The sequence below is a fragment of the Bradyrhizobium sp. UFLA05-89 genome (assembly GCF_059803475.1).
On record NZ_JBANBA010000053.1, the window covers coordinates 14137 to 29155 of the forward strand.

General features: G+C 61.5%; 11 protein-coding genes. 9 read left to right on the forward strand and 2 right to left on the reverse strand.

All coding sequences use genetic code 11. The annotated features are described in order from the left end of the window. Positions 1 to 24: 24 nt before the first annotated feature. Positions 25 to 462, forward strand: a complete 438-nt coding sequence (locus tag SO139_RS25225) for a hypothetical protein (protein ID WP_498540755.1) — start codon at positions 25 to 27, stop codon at positions 460 to 462. Between the two features lie 11 nt (positions 463 to 473). Further along, on the forward strand, positions 474 to 1130 hold the full coding sequence (locus tag SO139_RS25230) for a TetR/AcrR family transcriptional regulator (RefSeq protein WP_449381924.1): 657 nt from the start codon (positions 474 to 476) through the stop codon (positions 1128 to 1130). A gap of 13 nt (positions 1131 to 1143) precedes the next feature. On the opposite strand, the gene SO139_RS25235 is transcribed toward SO139_RS25230, so the two are convergent. Then, on the reverse strand, positions 1144 to 1806 hold the full coding sequence (locus tag SO139_RS25235) for a TetR/AcrR family transcriptional regulator (protein ID WP_449381894.1): 663 nt from the start codon (positions 1804 to 1806) through the stop codon (positions 1144 to 1146). Between the two features lie 203 nt (positions 1807 to 2009). Here SO139_RS25235 and SO139_RS25240 point away from each other — a divergent pair, with 203 nt between their 5' ends. From SO139_RS25240 to SO139_RS25260, 5 genes are all read left to right on the forward strand, one after another. After that, entirely contained in the window at positions 2010 to 2864 is an 855-nt protein-coding gene (locus tag SO139_RS25240) for a histidine kinase dimerization/phosphoacceptor domain -containing protein (protein ID WP_449381925.1), read from the forward strand. Then, complete coding sequence (locus SO139_RS25245; protein WP_449381895.1) at positions 2861 to 3985, forward strand: efflux RND transporter periplasmic adaptor subunit; 1125 nt, start codon at positions 2861 to 2863, stop codon at positions 3983 to 3985. The genes SO139_RS25240 and SO139_RS25245 overlap by 4 nt, the downstream gene beginning before the upstream one ends. Continuing rightward, positions 3982 to 5055: an efflux RND transporter periplasmic adaptor subunit gene (locus SO139_RS25250; protein ID WP_254107483.1), complete on the forward strand. Its 1074-nt coding sequence runs from the start codon at positions 3982 to 3984 to the stop codon at positions 5053 to 5055. The genes SO139_RS25245 and SO139_RS25250 overlap by 4 nt, the downstream gene beginning before the upstream one ends. After that, positions 5052 to 8201: an efflux RND transporter permease subunit gene (locus SO139_RS25255; RefSeq protein ID WP_449381896.1), complete on the forward strand. Its 3150-nt coding sequence runs from the start codon at positions 5052 to 5054 to the stop codon at positions 8199 to 8201. The genes SO139_RS25250 and SO139_RS25255 overlap by 4 nt, the downstream gene beginning before the upstream one ends. Before the next feature lie 972 nt (positions 8202 to 9173). Continuing rightward, positions 9174 to 10772: an FAD-binding oxidoreductase gene (locus SO139_RS25260; protein ID WP_449381897.1), complete on the forward strand. Its 1599-nt coding sequence runs from the start codon at positions 9174 to 9176 to the stop codon at positions 10770 to 10772. Positions 10773 to 10994: 222 nt separating this feature from the next. Here the strand turns inward: SO139_RS25260 and gap are convergent, their stop codons facing one another. Beyond that, positions 10995 to 12002, reverse strand: a complete 1008-nt coding sequence (gap, locus tag SO139_RS25265) for a type I glyceraldehyde-3-phosphate dehydrogenase (protein WP_449381898.1) — start codon at positions 12000 to 12002, stop codon at positions 10995 to 10997. A gap of 298 nt (positions 12003 to 12300) precedes the next feature. On the opposite strand from gap, the gene SO139_RS25270 reads away from it, so the two are divergent. Together SO139_RS25270 and SO139_RS25275 are read left to right on the forward strand one after the other, a co-directional pair. Next, entirely contained in the window at positions 12301 to 13812 is a 1512-nt protein-coding gene (locus SO139_RS25270; RefSeq protein WP_449381899.1) for an L-lactate permease, read from the forward strand. Between the two features lie 185 nt (positions 13813 to 13997). Then, a complete protein-coding gene (locus SO139_RS25275; protein ID WP_449381900.1) occupies positions 13998 to 15008 on the forward strand; it encodes a hydroxyacid dehydrogenase in 1011 nt (336 codons plus the stop codon). Positions 15009 to 15019: the final 11 nt, after the last annotated feature.

A 15019-nucleotide genomic window follows, 5' to 3' on the forward strand; every position in this document is an offset into this window, starting at 1 on the left:
GGGCACCAAACAAGGATGAGCGCCATGAGTACAATGTATGTTCCTGCCTTGGCCGCCTTCGGCGGCTCAGCTTTTGGGGCAGTCTCGACAATCATCAGCGGGTGGATGACAAGGCGCCGGACGCTGCGCGAGCGCCACCATGCCCATGCCTTCTCGAAGCGCGAAAAGCTGTATCGTAGCTTTATCGAGGAGGCCTCGCGACTTTACGCCGACGCGCTCGTCAGCGATCGATCCGAGATCCCTGCGCTCGTGCATCTGTACGCGCTGATTGGTCGCATGCGTGTTTTGTCCAGCGATGAGGTGGTTCGCGCGGCAGAGCGGGTAGGCCGTCTGATCGTCGAAGCCTACCTTGCCCCGAACAGATCATTCGTCGACTTGCCCAGTTTCATGGAAGAGATGGACCCGTTGCGAGAGTTCGGGGAAGCGTGCAGGCGCGAACTGCAGATCATTCCGTCCCGCTGAGGCCAGACGTGATGAAACGACAGCCAGCGCCTCGGAATAGTTCGTCTAGTCCGCATCGACGCATCATTGATGCGGCGGTTCGTTCATACCGCGACTTCGGATACAGGAAGACAACGGTGGCCGATGTCGCGCGAGGAGCATCGATGTCTTCGGCCAACGTCTATCGGTTCTTTCTCTCAAGGCGAGCACTTGAAGAGGCCGTCGTAGCGGAACTGCTGGAGGAAACATTCATGGCAGCTGCAACAGCGGTTCGCAGGGATGCCTCGGCTTTGCAGCGGCTAGCCGGTACCTTCAGGGCATTGTCGCAAGTGCATGATTTTCGGGTGGCGAACGACACCAGATTGCACGAACTGGTGGCTGCTGCGGTGGCTGCCAATTGGCCGGTTAGTCTTGCCTACGCCGACAGGGTCCGCGGAGTGGTGCGGTCCATCATCGCTGCTGGACAAGCCAGCGGCGAGCTTCGACCGGGCAATCCGACGGTGCTGACATGCTGTTTGCTGGAAGCGATGGATACCTATGTCAACCCGTCACAGACCAGATCGTTGACGGTCCGGCCAACCTTCGAAGAGATGATGAAGTTTTGCATGGGCGCGCTCCGCTATGGAATGCCCCTCCAATTGGTGGATGTGCAGCCTGATCTACGTCGAGCGACGGTCTACCAGAGCTAATCGGCCTGCCTACTCATGGCGTCCAGTCTGCCTCACAAGCTGCGAGAAAAAAGCCGACGCGTTCGCGCATGAAAGAGGGCAGCTCCTTTTTCAAATCTTTCGGTGGTTCGCCCACCAGAGACCGAAACAGCATCGGAAGCAGGATCAAATCCAGGAAGATCTGAGCGGTGGCGAGACTTCGCTTCCCGCTAAAGGGACCTTTGGGTGAGCGCGCGAGCCTCTGAGTTGCTTCGTTCAAAAGCTGGGAAACGGCGCTTACGGAGCGGTCTCGCGCAGCGTCGTGCACGTTGCGGCTCAACTCTGGGAAGCGCTGCGCCTCGGCAATCGTGGCGCGAACCATGCCAAGAGATTCCTCAATCACCCTTTCCACGATTGCCGTGCCAAGGCTCATGAGCTTGTCATGGAGCGTGCGGCCTTCAGGAGTGAAGCCCTCGAAATCCGTCAACCCGCTGATGGTGCGGGCTACGACCGCCGCGAACAGCGCTTCCTTGCCGGGGAAGTGGGCATAGATCGTCGGCTTGCTCGCGGGAGCCATCTCAGAAATGTCGTCGATGCTGGCGCTCCGATAGCCCTTCTCGAGAAACAGCTGCTGGGCCGCATCGAGAATGCGGGTCTGCGCGTCGCCGGCAAGATCCTTGGGCGGCCGGCCCCGCTTCGGGCTGATGGTCTTCTTCATACGTCGAACTCCCAGTCACGAGTCTGTGCGCGTCTGCTTCCGACTTGACACGGGCCTTGGAAAAATGCAAGAAAAAGAAAATATACGGTGTAGTATATTTAACGCTGCCCTGGCGGCATCGGCGGCTGCGCCGGATGGTCGGGGGCGCAAAGGGTAGGCGTTCGGCCCGATCATCCGAATCGATTGTGGAGATTGTCGTGACTATGTTCACCCCAGACCCGCAGGCTTTGCAGGAAGGTGCCCTGCTGCGCGATCTGCATCACAGGGTCTCCAATGGAGTCGCCTCGGCCATTAGCTTGGTTTCTGCCGCGGCCATTCGAGTCGAGGGACCGGAGGCGAAGCACGCCTTAAGCGACGTCGTCGAACTGCTGCATGGCTACGCCGACGTGCACCGGGCGCTGGCGATGCCGGGGCGCGAGACGCTAATCCAGGCTTCGACCTATGTCCGCAAACTGGGCTGCGCCATGCGCCGGGCGCTCCTGGATCGAATGGACATTCAGCTTGCATTTGCAACCCAGTCACTCGCGCTTCAACCGGAGCGTTGCTGGCGGCTTGGCCTGATCGTCCATGAACTCGTGACCCATGCGGCAAGGCACGCCTGTTTCGAAGGGCGTGCCGGACAGATCAAGATCAAGCTGACGCGCATCGGTGCCCTGGCGAATTGCGTGATCGTGGATAACGGCTCGCGCTCCGCACGGGACGCCTCGGACAATAAATTGCGAATTGCCAAAGACCTTGCCAGAGCCCTCGGTGGTCGAATCGAGCAGGGTTTTGGAACCGAGTTCACGTCGGTTGTCCTGTCGTTCCCACTGACCGAGCGCGAGCGAGGCGCGAACTGGACTATCGCAACGCGTCAGTTGAAGCCCCCGCGCAGTACGCGAGCGATTGGAAAGCTCGCTGCGAGAGCGATCGCCCTCGATCAAGGCAGCCGCCTTGTTGCAAGCCAACCCGAACGGAAGCTTTCTCGCCAGCACGGGGGCGAATTGGCTGTTCCGCGCCAGGCCCCTGATGTGCTGGGCGAGTTGTTGTCACCTCCCCATCGCACGGACGCGCCATGACATTCCAGGCTTCCAATAATACCCGCAACCTTCGATCTCGAGGTGCGTCGAAGGCTCTCGTCGTAGCGGTCGCGCTTGTCGCAACCGCGCTGGGCGGCTGCAATGACCACGCCGCACCGACGAGCAGCCGCGCAGCGATTGTCCGCACGGCGGTCGTGCAGCCGCGGGAACGGCAGGCCTCCCTCACGTTGACCGGCGAGGTCCAGGCGCGCTTCCATGCCGATCTCTCGTTCCGCATCAGTGGCCGCGTGATTGCGCGCATGGTCGATGTCGGCGCGCACGTTAACGCAGGCGAGGTCCTGGCGCTTATCGATCCGGCGGAGCAGCAGGCCGATGTCGATGCCGCGACTGCGGCAGTGGCGTCCGCGGAAGCTCAATTGCGTGTGGCGAAAGCTACCTTCGAGCGGCAGAAAGCGCTGATCGCAAGCGGCTTCACCACCCGCACGGTCTACGATCAGGCACAGGAAGGCTTGCGAGCTGCGGAAAGCGAGTTGGAGGCGGCAAAAGCGCAGCTTGGCACGTCGAGGGACGCGCTTGGCTATACCACATTGCGCGCCGAGGCGGACGGCGTCATCACCGCACGCAACCTGGAGGTCGGCCAAGTGGTGCCGGCGGCGCAACCCGTATTCTCGCTGGCGCACGACGGAGAGCGGGATGCCGTCTTCGACGTCTACGAATCCGCCTTCCTTGGCCAGACCGCCAGCCGCAACGTCGTGCTGGCGCTGGTCTCCGATCCAAGCCTGACGGCGATCGGGCAGGTCAGGGAAGTCTCGCCGGCCGTTGACGCGAAGAGCTCCACTATCCGCGTCAAGGTGTCGATCCAGGATCCGCCGGCCGCGATGACGCTCGGCAGCGCCATCGCAGGAACGGTGAGGGCCGTGCCGCAGCAGCAGATTGCGCTGCCCTGGAGCGCATTGATGGCGGCGGGCGAGGAGGCCGCCGTCTGGACCGTCGACCCCTCGACACGAACCGCGTCGCTGAAGCCGGTAACGCTCGGTGGCTACGAGGCGGGCGAGGTGTTGATCAAGGCGGGGCTCGAGCCCGGCGAACGCGTCGTGATCGACGGCGGCAAGCTATTGAGCGTTGGCCAGCTTGTGACCTTTGAAGGAGACCGGTCATGAAGATCCAGGTCATGATCGCCGGCACGCTGGCGCCGGCATTGCTGCTCGCCGGGTGTCATGAGGAGACGAAGGCGCCGGAGCCGGTTCGACCCGTGCTCTCAATGCTCGTTGAGCCGAACCACGGAGATCGGACGGTTGCCGTCGGCGTCGTAGAGCCCCGCTACAAGACCAATCTCGGCTTCCGCGTGCTCGGACGGCTGACCTCGCGCCCCGTCTATGTCGGCGATCTCGTCAGCGAAGGCCAGATTGTCGGCGCCCTCGATCCCACGGCTCTCGACCTTGCCGTCCGCTTGGCAAGAGCGCAGCTTGCGAAGGCCCAGGCGCAGCTTGCAACGGCAAAAGCGACGGAGGAGCGGCAGCGCACGCTCATCACCAGCGATGCGACCACCAGGCAGACGCTGGACAATGCCGAGCAGGCCCGCGCCGGTGCCGAAGCAACCGTCGCGCACGAACAAGCGAACCTGACCAAGGCGATCGAGCAGCTCGGATATGCGCAGATCAAGGCCGACTTCGGTGGCGTCGTCACCGCAGTCGGCGCGGAAGTCGGCCAGGTGGTCTCCCCCGGCCAAAGCGTGGTCACGGTCGCAAGGCCCGAAATCCGCGAAGCCGTCGTCGATATCGGCGAGGATCTTCCTGCTCCGCTCGAAATCGGTCTGCCGTTCACCGTCAGCCTGCAACTCCTTCCAGCGGTTCAGGTCGAAGGCAGGGTTCGCGAAATCGCGCCGCAGGCCGATCCGGTGACGCGCCTGCGACGAGTTCGGATTGGGCTCGACAACCCCCCGGAAAGCTTCCGTCTCGGCGCAACCGTCACGGTAAAGTTGGGCAAGGATCAGACCCCGATCCTGCGCCTGCCCGCATCGGCCGTGCTCGCAAAGGACGGCGCCAATTTCGTCTGGGTGGTCGATCAGCCCGCCAGCACCGTGTCGCTGCAGAAAATCGATGGCATCGCCGACCCAAGCGGAATTCGCATCATCGCCGGACTTGCTCCCGGCGCGCGCGTCGTTACCGCCGGCGTCCACAGCCTCAACTCGGGACAGCAAGTCCGTATCGAACAGGATCAGAAACCATGAAGTCGTTCAACCTTTCCGACTGGGCGCTCGGCCATCGCTCGCTCGTCTGGTATTTCATGATTGCCTTCATGGCGGCAGGCCTTTTTGCCTACCTCCAGCTCGGGCGGCAGGAAGATCCTGATTTCACCATCAAGACCATGGTGATCCAGGTCCAGTGGCCCGGCGCCTCACCCGAGGAGATGACACGCCAGGTCACAGACCGGATCGAGAAGAAGTTGGAAGAGCTGGAATCGCTCGACTACACCAAGAGCGTGACGGTCGCAGGCCAGACCACCGTCTTCGTCTACTTGCGCGACAGCACCAAGGCGGCGGATGTGAAGCCCACCTGGGTCCGAGTCCGCAACATGATCGCGGACATCAAGGGCGACTTCCCGCAAGGCGTGATCGGACCCGGTTTCAATGATCGCTTTGGCGACGTGTTTGGCAACATCTACGCCTTCACCAGCGACGGCTTGAGCCAGCGACAGCTCCGCGATGAGGTCGAGGATATCCGAGCCAAGGTGCTGACCGTGCCTGATGTCGGCAAGGTCGACATTCTCGGCGCACAGGACGAGGTGATCTATCTCGAATTCTCTACCCGAAAGGTTGCGGCTCTCGGCCTCGACGTTCACTCGATCATGAACTCACTGCAGGGGCAGAACGCCGTCGCGCCATCTGGCGTGCTCCAGGAGGGACCGGAGCGGATCAGCGTCCGCGTCAATGGACAGTTCACCTCCGAGGCGAGCCTGAAGGCGGTCAATCTGCGCATCAACGATCGCTTCTTTCCGCTAACGGACGTTGCGACCATCACGCGCGGCTACGCCGATCCGCCACAGACTCTGTTCAGGTACAACGGCCAGCCTGCGATCGCGCTCGCGATCGGCATGAAGTCCGGCGCCAACCTGCTGCATTTTGGCGAGGCGCTGAAGGAGGAGATGACGAAGATCATTGCCGACCTGCCGATCGGGGTCGGCGTGCACCTGGTTGCTGATCAGCCGGTGGTGGTCGAGCATGCCGTCTCCGGCTTCACGGAGGCGTTGTTCGAGGCCGTAATCATCGTGCTCGTGATCAGCTTCCTCAGCCTCGGTTTGCGCGCCGGACTCGTGGTCGCCATCGCCATTCCGCTGGTGCTTGCCATCACGTTCGTGGTGATGGCCTATTGCGGCATCTCCCTGCAGCGCATTTCGCTGGGTGCGCTAATCATCGCCCTCGGCCTTCTGGTCGACGACGCCATGATCGCCGTCGAAATGATGGTGGCGCGGCTCGAGGTCGGCGATCCCCTCGAAAAGGCGGCAACCCATGTCTATACCTCGACCGCGTTCCCCATGCTGACCGGTACGCTGGTGACTGTGGCCGGGTTCATCCCGATCGGGCTCAACAGCAGCAATGCCGGCGAGTTCACCTTCACGCTTTTCGTGGTGATTGCGGTCTCTCTGCTGGTGTCGTGGATCGTAGCCGTGCTGTTCACGCCATTGCTCGGCGTCACCATCCTTCCGGCCAAGATAAAAGGCCATCATGAGCAGAAGGGCCGCGTCACGCAAATGTTCGCGCACCTGCTACTGTTCTGCATGCACCACCGCTGGAGCACCATTGCGGTGACGGTTGCGGCTTTCCTGTTCGCTATGGTGGGTCTGCAGTTCGTGCAGCAGCAGTTCTTTCCGTCATCGGATCGTGCCGAGCTCGTGATTGATTGGAACCTGCCGCAGAACGCCTCGATTACCAACACCAATGCGCAGATGGCTCGCTTTGAGCGCGAGCAGTTGCAGGGCAACGCTTCCGTCGATCACTGGTCGACTTATGTTGGCGTTGGAGCCCCGCGGTTCGTGCTGTCCTTCGACTTGCAGACTGCAAACACCTGGTTCGGACAGCAGGTAATCGTGACCAAGGGCGGCATCAAGGCGCGCGACAAGATCAAGGCCGAGTTCGAGGACTATCTGAAGAAAACGTTTCCGGGGACCGACACCTACGTCAAGTTGCTGGAGGTCGGGCCGCCCGTGGGACGTCCGGTTCAGTATCGCCTGAGCGGGCCCGATATCGCCAAGGTCCGCGAGCTTTCCCAGAAGCTCGCCGGCATCGTCCGGAGCAGTCCCGATCTTGGCAACGTGGTGTTCGACTGGATGGAGCCTGCCCGCGTCGTCAAGGTCGACGTCCTCCAGGACAAGGCGCGCCAGCTCGGGGTGACGTCGGAAGACATTGCCACGACCCTGAATTCCGTGCTCGAGGGCTCGCCGATCACGCAGGTGCGCGACAGCATCTATCTCGTCAACGTCACGGGACGCGCCACTGCGCCGGAACGGGCCTCGATTGATACACTCCGCGATCTGCAGTTGACCGGCCTCGGCGGGCGGTCCGTGCCGCTCGGCGCCGTCGCCAATCTGCGCTACGAGCTTGAGCAGCCGACGATCTGGCGGCGAGCGCGGATTCCCACGGTCACGCTGAAAGCTGCCGCTATCACCAATGTCCAGCCGAAGACGATCGTGGACGCGCTGGCGCCGAAGGTCGCAGAATTTTCCAAGGAACTGCCGGCAGGGTATTCGATGAAGATCGGTGGCTCCGTCGAAGAAAGCGCCAAAAGCCAGGCGCCGATCCTCGCCGTCGTTCCGCTCATGCTGTTCGTCATGGCCACCGTGCTGATGGTCCAGCTACAGAGCTTCTCGCGGCTGTTCCTGGTGTTTGCCGTTGCGCCGCTCGCGCTCATCGGCGTCGTCATGGCGATGGTCCCGAGCGGTGCGCCGCTCGGCTTCGTCGCGATCCTTGGCGTTCTGGCGCTGATCGGCATTCTGATCCGCAACTCGGTGATCCTGATCGTGCAGATCGAAGATCTGAAGAAGGAGGGATGGCCGGCCTGGGATGCCGTGGTCGAGGCCACCGAGCACCGCATGCGTCCGATTCTGTTGACCGCGGCCGCCGCAAGTCTCGCGCTCATTCCAATCGCCCGCGAGATTTTCTGGGGCCCGATGGCCTACGCCATGATGGGCGGCATCATCGTTGGCACGCTGCTGACGCTGTTGTTCCTGCCGGCGCTGTATGTTGCGTGGTTCAGGATCCACCCTGACCAGGGCGATGAATCGCCTGCGCATGAACCTGAAGCGTTTGCGCATGAAAAGCAGGCCGAACAGATAGCCGCTCACGACGCGCCAGAGCTGCTGCTCGAGACGCAAATCTAGAACGGAGACGACGATGCCCTCGAAGAGATTCTTGACCTTTGCCGTCGGTGTGACGCTCGGAACGATTTTGCCCGTGCCCACTGCGGCCTTTGCGCAATTTCCTCCACCTCCGCCGATGGCGCCCGCCGGACCTCCTCCGATGCCCGCCGCAGGTCCGCCGGCCTTCGCAGGCCCTCCTCAGCCTGGCCCTCGCGCCGGCCTCGGCGATCCAGCGCCTCGCCTCGGTCCGGCGGCCGGGCCGCGCGCTGATTTCACCGCGGCCAGAAGCATTGGCGGCACGCCGGCAGTCGTAAACTCGGCGCGCGCCGCGTCGGTCAACATCAGCCGCTCCGGAGCCTACGGCTACCATGTCGGTGGAGCGCAATATAGTCGTCGCGCGGCTTACGCTGCTTCTGCTTACATAACCGGCGCTTACGCTGGCTATGCGTCTAGTAGTGTAGCTCGCGCTACGGCTATTATTCCGGTAGTGACTGCCAATATGTCTACAGGCGTTATCGGCGCATTCTAGTTTGCGACTAGCTCCACTTGTAAGCGCAAACGTTATGCAACGCAGTTTGCCCGCGCAGCCCGGGTGCAGGATGGCTATGGTGGTGCGACGAATGCCCATTTTCGACCGGATAAGGCCAGGTGCGACACAAGGGCCAAGCGGAAGTGAAGCGACACGCAACTCCCTATGCCGAAATGCGGTGAGGCATCGTGCTGCCCATGATAACCAAGGGGCTCCGGTTGAATGAGCTGGCGGAAAAATCCTGAGGATGCGATGCTGCTCCTCGAACAATGCCCGTGGCCGCATGTGTTCGAGCGGCGGTTAGACCCGACGCTGAGACAGAGCCTTGTCATCGGCGTGCTCTTTCACGTTCTGCCTTGGAAGCGTATCGTTTCGATCGACCGAGGTCGCCTTCAGCGGCCCCGTGGTTCAGAAGATTCTCGTCGATCTCAGAAACTCTCGAAAAGAACCGGGAGGGACCCCTCATGGATGTCGCAAGGCTAAAATATTACGGGTGGGGCCGTGAAGGAGAAGGCATGAGCGCAGAGGAGCGAAACTTCGTTCTCGGCCGCTATCATGCGAAGTTTGGAACTGGCGAGTTCGATACGATCGCAGTCCCGCGCCTTGAAGACCTCTTCCTGCGGGAGCCGCGCGTGCTGCCGCCGGCTTCGCTGTCACCCTTCTGCACGGCGGAACGCTACGATCGCGCCGCGCACACCTATGGCAAGTCATATCCGGACTACGTCAGAGCGATGCTCGGCAACTACGATTGTGCGCCCGACGTCGTGGCCTATCCGCGAAATGAGGCGGAGATTTCCGCTGTGATGGACTGGGCGGGTTCTGTCGGCGCTTCGCTGACGCCTTTCGGGGGCGGATCCAGTGTCTGCGGCGGAGTCGAGCCGCGGGTTGACGGCATCAAGCATAAATCTGCCGTTACCCTCGACCTGCGCAATCTCGCTAAAGTCGTCGAAGTGGATCCGGTATCCCGCGCTGCATTGATTGAAGCCGGCACCTTTGGCCCATCTTTGGAAAACCAGCTCAAGCCCCATGGTTTCACATTGCGGCACTTCCCGCAGAGTTTTGAATATTCGACGCTCGGCGGCTGGATTGCGACCCGATCGGGCGGCCATTTCGCCAGCCTTCACACTCACATCGACGATTTCGTCGAAAGCCTGCGCGTCGTGACGCCAGCTGGTGTGGTCGAAACGCGCCGGCTTCCCGGGTCGGGTGCGGGTCCGAGTCCCGACCGGATGTTCATCGGCTCGGAAGGAGTTTTGGGTGTGATTTCGCGCGCCTGGATGCGATTGCAGCCCCGTCCAAAATTCCGCGCCGGCGCGTCCGTTCGTTTTCCGTCGTTCTTCGATGCTGCGCGCGCCGTGCGTGCAGTCGCGCAAGCGGGCCTCTATCCATCAAATTGTCGGATCCTGGACTCACAGGAGGCCTTTAACACTGGTGCAGCCGATGGGAGCGTTGCCATCATGGTGCTCGCGTTCGAGTCGGGCGATCATCCGATGGACGCCTGGATAGCGCGCGCGCTGGAATGCTGCACCGACCATCGGGGAACGCCGGAGCCGGCAAAGGCGAGCGGCGCGCATCTGGAAGGTGCGGCGGGCATCTGGCGCAATGCATTCATTCGGATGCCCTATGCGCGCGAATTTCTAACGCCCGCAGGCCTCATCAACGATACGTTCGAGACTGCCGTCACCTGGGATCAGTTCGAAGGCTTTCACGACAACGTCAAAGGGGCGACCGAGCGCGCCATTCTTGAAGCAACTGGCGTCAGGGGTGAAGTCACTTGCCGTTTCACCCACCTCTACCCGGACGGGCCTGCACCCTATTTCACTTTCCATGCTCTTGGTCGCCACGGCGGACTTCTCGAGCAGTGGCAGGCCATCAAGAACGCGGCAAGCGACGCGCTGATCGCGGCAGGTGGCACAATCACGCATCATCATGCGGTCGGCCGCGATCACAGGCCGTGGTATGACCGGCAACGGCCGGAGCTTTTCGCAGCCGCATTGCGGGCAGCCAAGCGGGAACTGGATCCGCTATGCATACTCAACCCGGGCGTCCTGATTGATCCGTAGGCGCATTTTGGCGAAAGCACTGTCTCCGCTTGGCGCCTTGCCGGGCTCCGTGTAGCGAGGTCTTAATGGGCAGCTCTTGGCGCCCATCTGCCTGGGACCCGTGAGACTATTCTTTGATGACCTCTATGTGGGTTGAATGCGGACCGGCGGCACGATCGAACTCTCCGCCTCAACGAAGCGTGCCATCCGTATGCGGCGCATCAGCGGAGCGTCTAATCTTGTTCAGATCAACTTCCCCATTGCTACGGCGGTATCCGCCATGCGGCACGAGAATCCCCACTCGTTGTCATACCAGGACATCACGCGCACCAGCGTGCCGTCCAAGACCTTCGTCTGATCCATGTGAAAGACGGAACTGTGCGGATCGTGGTTGAAGTCGACGGAAACATTAGGATTGTTGGTATAGCCAAGAATCCCCTTGAGCTGCTGGTCGGCGGCTCGCTTGATCGCGGCGTTCACCTCGTCCTTCGATGTGGCCCTCTTCGCGACGAACTTGAAATCGACCACCGAAACATTTGGCACTGGAACGCGAATGGCGACACCGTCAAGTTTGCCGTTCAGTTCCGGCAACACGAGGCCGACCGCCTTTGCCGCGCCTGTTGAGGTCGGGATCATCGACATCGCCGCGGCTCGCGCGCGGTACAAGTCTCTGTGCAATGTATCAAGCGTCGGCTGATCGCCGGTATAGGCATGGATCGTTGTCATGAAGCCCTTTTCGATCCCGATCGCATCGTTGAGCACCTTGGCAACGGGCGCCAGACAGTTGGTTGTGCACGAGGCGGCGGAGACGACCCTGTGCTCCTTCGACAGCGCGCCGTGGTTAACGCCGTAAACTACCGTGATATCGGCGCCGTCGGCGGGCGCAGAGACTAGGATGGCCTTTGCGCCCGCTGTGAGGTGAGCGGAAGCTTTGGCCTTCGAGTTGAAGACGCCCGTGCATTCGAGCGCGATGTCAACGCCGAGGTCCTTCCATGGCAGACTTGAGGGATCCTTGATCGCGGTCACCCTGACCTTGCGGCCGCCAACGCTGATGGCGTCGCCTTCAACCGTTACTTCACCTGGGAAGCGGCCGTGCACGGAATCGTATCGTAGAAGGTGCGCGTTGGTCTCGACAGGCCCCAGGTCATTGACCGCGACCACCTCGATATCCTTGCGGCCGTCTTCGATGATGGCCCTGAGAGTATTGCGGCCGATGCGGCCGAATCCATTGATGGCGATGCGAATGGTCATTTCTTCGGCTCCCTTTCCTGGCACTACGCTCGACAGTGTTTGGATCGCGAAGACTGCGACGATTGTTTAAACGCGATCTGTGGCGGCCGACCTTGATCTGCGGTCGCTTGCTAGCCTCCTGTGCGATCCGGACACCTGGTCCCGGCTACCGTTTCAAGAGCTATCGCATCGCTTAGGAATCTTTCGCGTATGCAGGCGATTTTTTGCAATCGCAATCAGGTGGCCTGGTTCTGCGAAAGGTCGGCGCATGGTAACGTTTGGTTGGGGTTTGAGCCAAATCAAGTCCACGGGAAGTTGAATGGCAGCTTTGGTCGCGATTGCTCCGCTCGCCCTGATCGTTCTTCTCATGGCCGTATTGCGGTGGTCGGCCGCGAACGCGGGACTGGTCGGACTCGTGGCGGCCACGGCTGGCGCAATCGGATTCTTTGGCTTAGGAACGAGTATCTATGCTGAGCAAGGCCTCGCCGGAACGCTCATCGGAACCGGCGCGGAGGCCATTTTCTCGGCCGTTGACATCCTGTGGATCATCCTGCCGGCCTTGTCTCTCTATGAGCTGCAGCAGCGTTCGGGCGCGATCGATGCTATCCGGACGGGACTGATGAGCCTGTCCTCGGACAAGACCTTGCTTGCTCTCATCATCGCTTGGTTCTTCGCGCCATTCATGGAAGGGGCGGCGGGGTTCGGCACGCCGATAGCTCTGGCTGCGCCTCTGCTGGTCAGCCTCGGCTTCACGCCCGTCGTGGCGGTCGCGTTACCGCTTATTGGTCATGTCACAGGCACTTCTTTTGGCGCGCTCGGCACTCCGATCTTCGCGCAGACCGACGTGTCAGGCGTTAGCGGCAACAGCATCGCGCCGCCGACGGCATTGCTGCACGCGAGCCTGGCGCCATTGCTGGTGCTTTCGATCGTGTTCATCGCGGGCACAGGACGTTTCCAGGCGAAATATGTGGCATGGGCGATCGTCGCCGCCATTTGTTTCCTGCTGCCTTACCTGGCCTTGGCCATTTGGGTGGGACCAGAGCTGCCGACGCTCGGCGGCGCCCTTGCCGGCGGATCGGTATTTGCTTTTGTGCTCAGGCGGGTGCACGCACAGCAATCTAAAAGCCTAGACGCGAGATCGCTTGCCATTGCTGGTCTGCCATATGCCGTCCTGGTTGGTTTAATCCTCGTGACGCGACTCGTTCCGCAGATCCGCGATGCGCTCCGGCACATTGTGCTCGAATGGGGGTTGCCTGGACCGTTCGGCGGTCGCGTAGAGCCCCTCTATCATCCCGGGACCATGCTGCTCGCAGGATTTCTGCTCGGAGGGCTCTTACAGGGGTGCAAGACTGACGATCTGGCCGGTGCCGTCACCACTGCCGTTCGACGGCTAGTTCCCGTTGCAGTTGCCTTATTCGCGATGCTCGCTATAGCCCGGCTGATGGTCCATGCGGGCATGATTGAGGCGCTGGCGGAGACAGCCACGCGGACCGGTCAGGCCTGGCCGCTGCTTGCTCCTTCAGTTGGGGCCATCGGCTCCTTCATCACAGGCTCGACAACCGTCTCCAACATCCTCCTGACGGATCTTCAGCAGGCGGCGGCCGCCAGGCTCGGCTTGCCGATGCTCGCGCTAGTCTCCGCCCAAGGATTCGGAGCTGCCGTCGGCAATTGCGCGGCGCTGCACAACATCATCACAGGCGCCGCGACGGTCGGCCTGCAAGGACGCGAAGGCGATGTGCTGAGAAAGACGGGACCAGTTTGTCTTGGATGCCTGGCGCTCGGGGGCGCTCTGGCGCTGACGCTTGTGCGGTGGTTCCCATTTGGAGGTTGAGAGACGACCGGAGGGTACACATCGTATGCTTTAGCCCACCATCTCGAAGGAAAATGTCTCAGCAGCTCTGTCCTATCAGAAGCCGGCGCGTTGACCGAATCCTGCCATCAATGTGAGGCTGCATGGGATAGGACCGTATAAGCTCATCGGCGCTGCGAACCCGTGCTCAGACCCGGGAGGCCACCATGAACATCGTCGTATTTGAAACCGAGGAATGGGAGCGACCAGCCTTCCTGCGCCTTGAGCCACACCATCGCGTACGATGCATTGCTGAACCGCTCGACAAGCGGAACGCGGCTGAGTTCTCCGACGCCGAGGTTGCCAGCCCATTCGTCAATTCGCGGTTGGACGCATCGGCCCTCTCACAATTTCCGAAGCTAAGACTGATTGCGACGCGATCGACCGGATACGATCACATCGATCTCAATTACTGCGCCACGCACGCCATCACTGTGTCGAACGTGCCTGACTACGGCGACTCGACAGTGGCCGAGCACGTTTTCGCTCTGCTGTTGGGCGTTGCGCGCAAACTCGTGGAGTCGGTGGAGCAGACGCGACGCGGGCGGTTCACGCAGACAGGGCTGCGGGGCTTTGAGCTCCGCGACGGGGTGATCGGCGTAGTCGGCACCGGCCGGATCGGGCTCCGTGTGATCGAAATCGCATGCGGTTTCGGCATGAATGTTCTTGCTTATGATCTCCGACCGGACGAAGCGGCCGCTACCCGGCTCAAGTTCACCTACACCAACCTTGACAAGCTATTGTCCGATTCCGACGTCGTAACGCTGCACGTGCCTGCAACGTCTGGCACCGCTCGCTTGCTCTCGGATCGTGAGTTCTCCCGCATGAAGCCGGGTGCAATCCTGATCAATACCGCACGCGGCCACATCGTTGACGTTGAAGCGCTGGTGCGGGCGCTGGCTGATGGAAGGCTTCGCGGCGCTGGCCTCGATGTCCTGCCGCAGGAACCCTTGATCCGTGAAGAGGCGGCGATCTTCCACCAGGAGGCGGCCCCGGACGCCGACGATTTCAAAGCGCTAGTAGCAAACCACGTGTTGCTGCGCTTTCCGAATGTGATTTGTACGCCGCACAATGCCTACAACACCGAGGCGGCACTGGAGCGAATCGTCGCGACGACACTTTCTAACATCGAGGCATTTGCGCGGGGGACGCCTCAGAACGTTGTATCGGGGCATTGAGGTTCTCGTTG

Coding starts and splice junctions, on each gene's coding strand:
- SO139_RS25225 (WP_498540755.1), top strand. CDS start 25: ATGAGTACAATGTATGTTCCTGCCTTGGCCGCCTTCGGCGGCTCAGCT.
- SO139_RS25230 (WP_449381924.1), top strand. CDS start 474: ATGAAACGACAGCCAGCGCCTCGGAATAGTTCGTCTAGTCCGCATCGA.
- SO139_RS25235 (WP_449381894.1), bottom strand. CDS start 1,806: ATGAAGAAGACCATCAGCCCGAAGCGGGGCCGGCCGCCCAAGGATCTT.
- SO139_RS25240 (WP_449381925.1), top strand. CDS start 2,010: ATGTTCACCCCAGACCCGCAGGCTTTGCAGGAAGGTGCCCTGCTGCGC.
- SO139_RS25245 (WP_449381895.1), top strand. CDS start 2,861: ATGACATTCCAGGCTTCCAATAATACCCGCAACCTTCGATCTCGAGGT.
- SO139_RS25250 (WP_254107483.1), top strand. CDS start 3,982: ATGAAGATCCAGGTCATGATCGCCGGCACGCTGGCGCCGGCATTGCTG.
- SO139_RS25255 (WP_449381896.1), top strand. CDS start 5,052: ATGAAGTCGTTCAACCTTTCCGACTGGGCGCTCGGCCATCGCTCGCTC.
- SO139_RS25260 (WP_449381897.1), top strand. CDS start 9,174: ATGGATGTCGCAAGGCTAAAATATTACGGGTGGGGCCGTGAAGGAGAA.
- gap (WP_449381898.1), bottom strand. CDS start 12,002: ATGACCATTCGCATCGCCATCAATGGATTCGGCCGCATCGGCCGCAAT.
- SO139_RS25270 (WP_449381899.1), top strand. CDS start 12,301: ATGGCAGCTTTGGTCGCGATTGCTCCGCTCGCCCTGATCGTTCTTCTC.
- SO139_RS25275 (WP_449381900.1), top strand. CDS start 13,998: ATGAACATCGTCGTATTTGAAACCGAGGAATGGGAGCGACCAGCCTTC.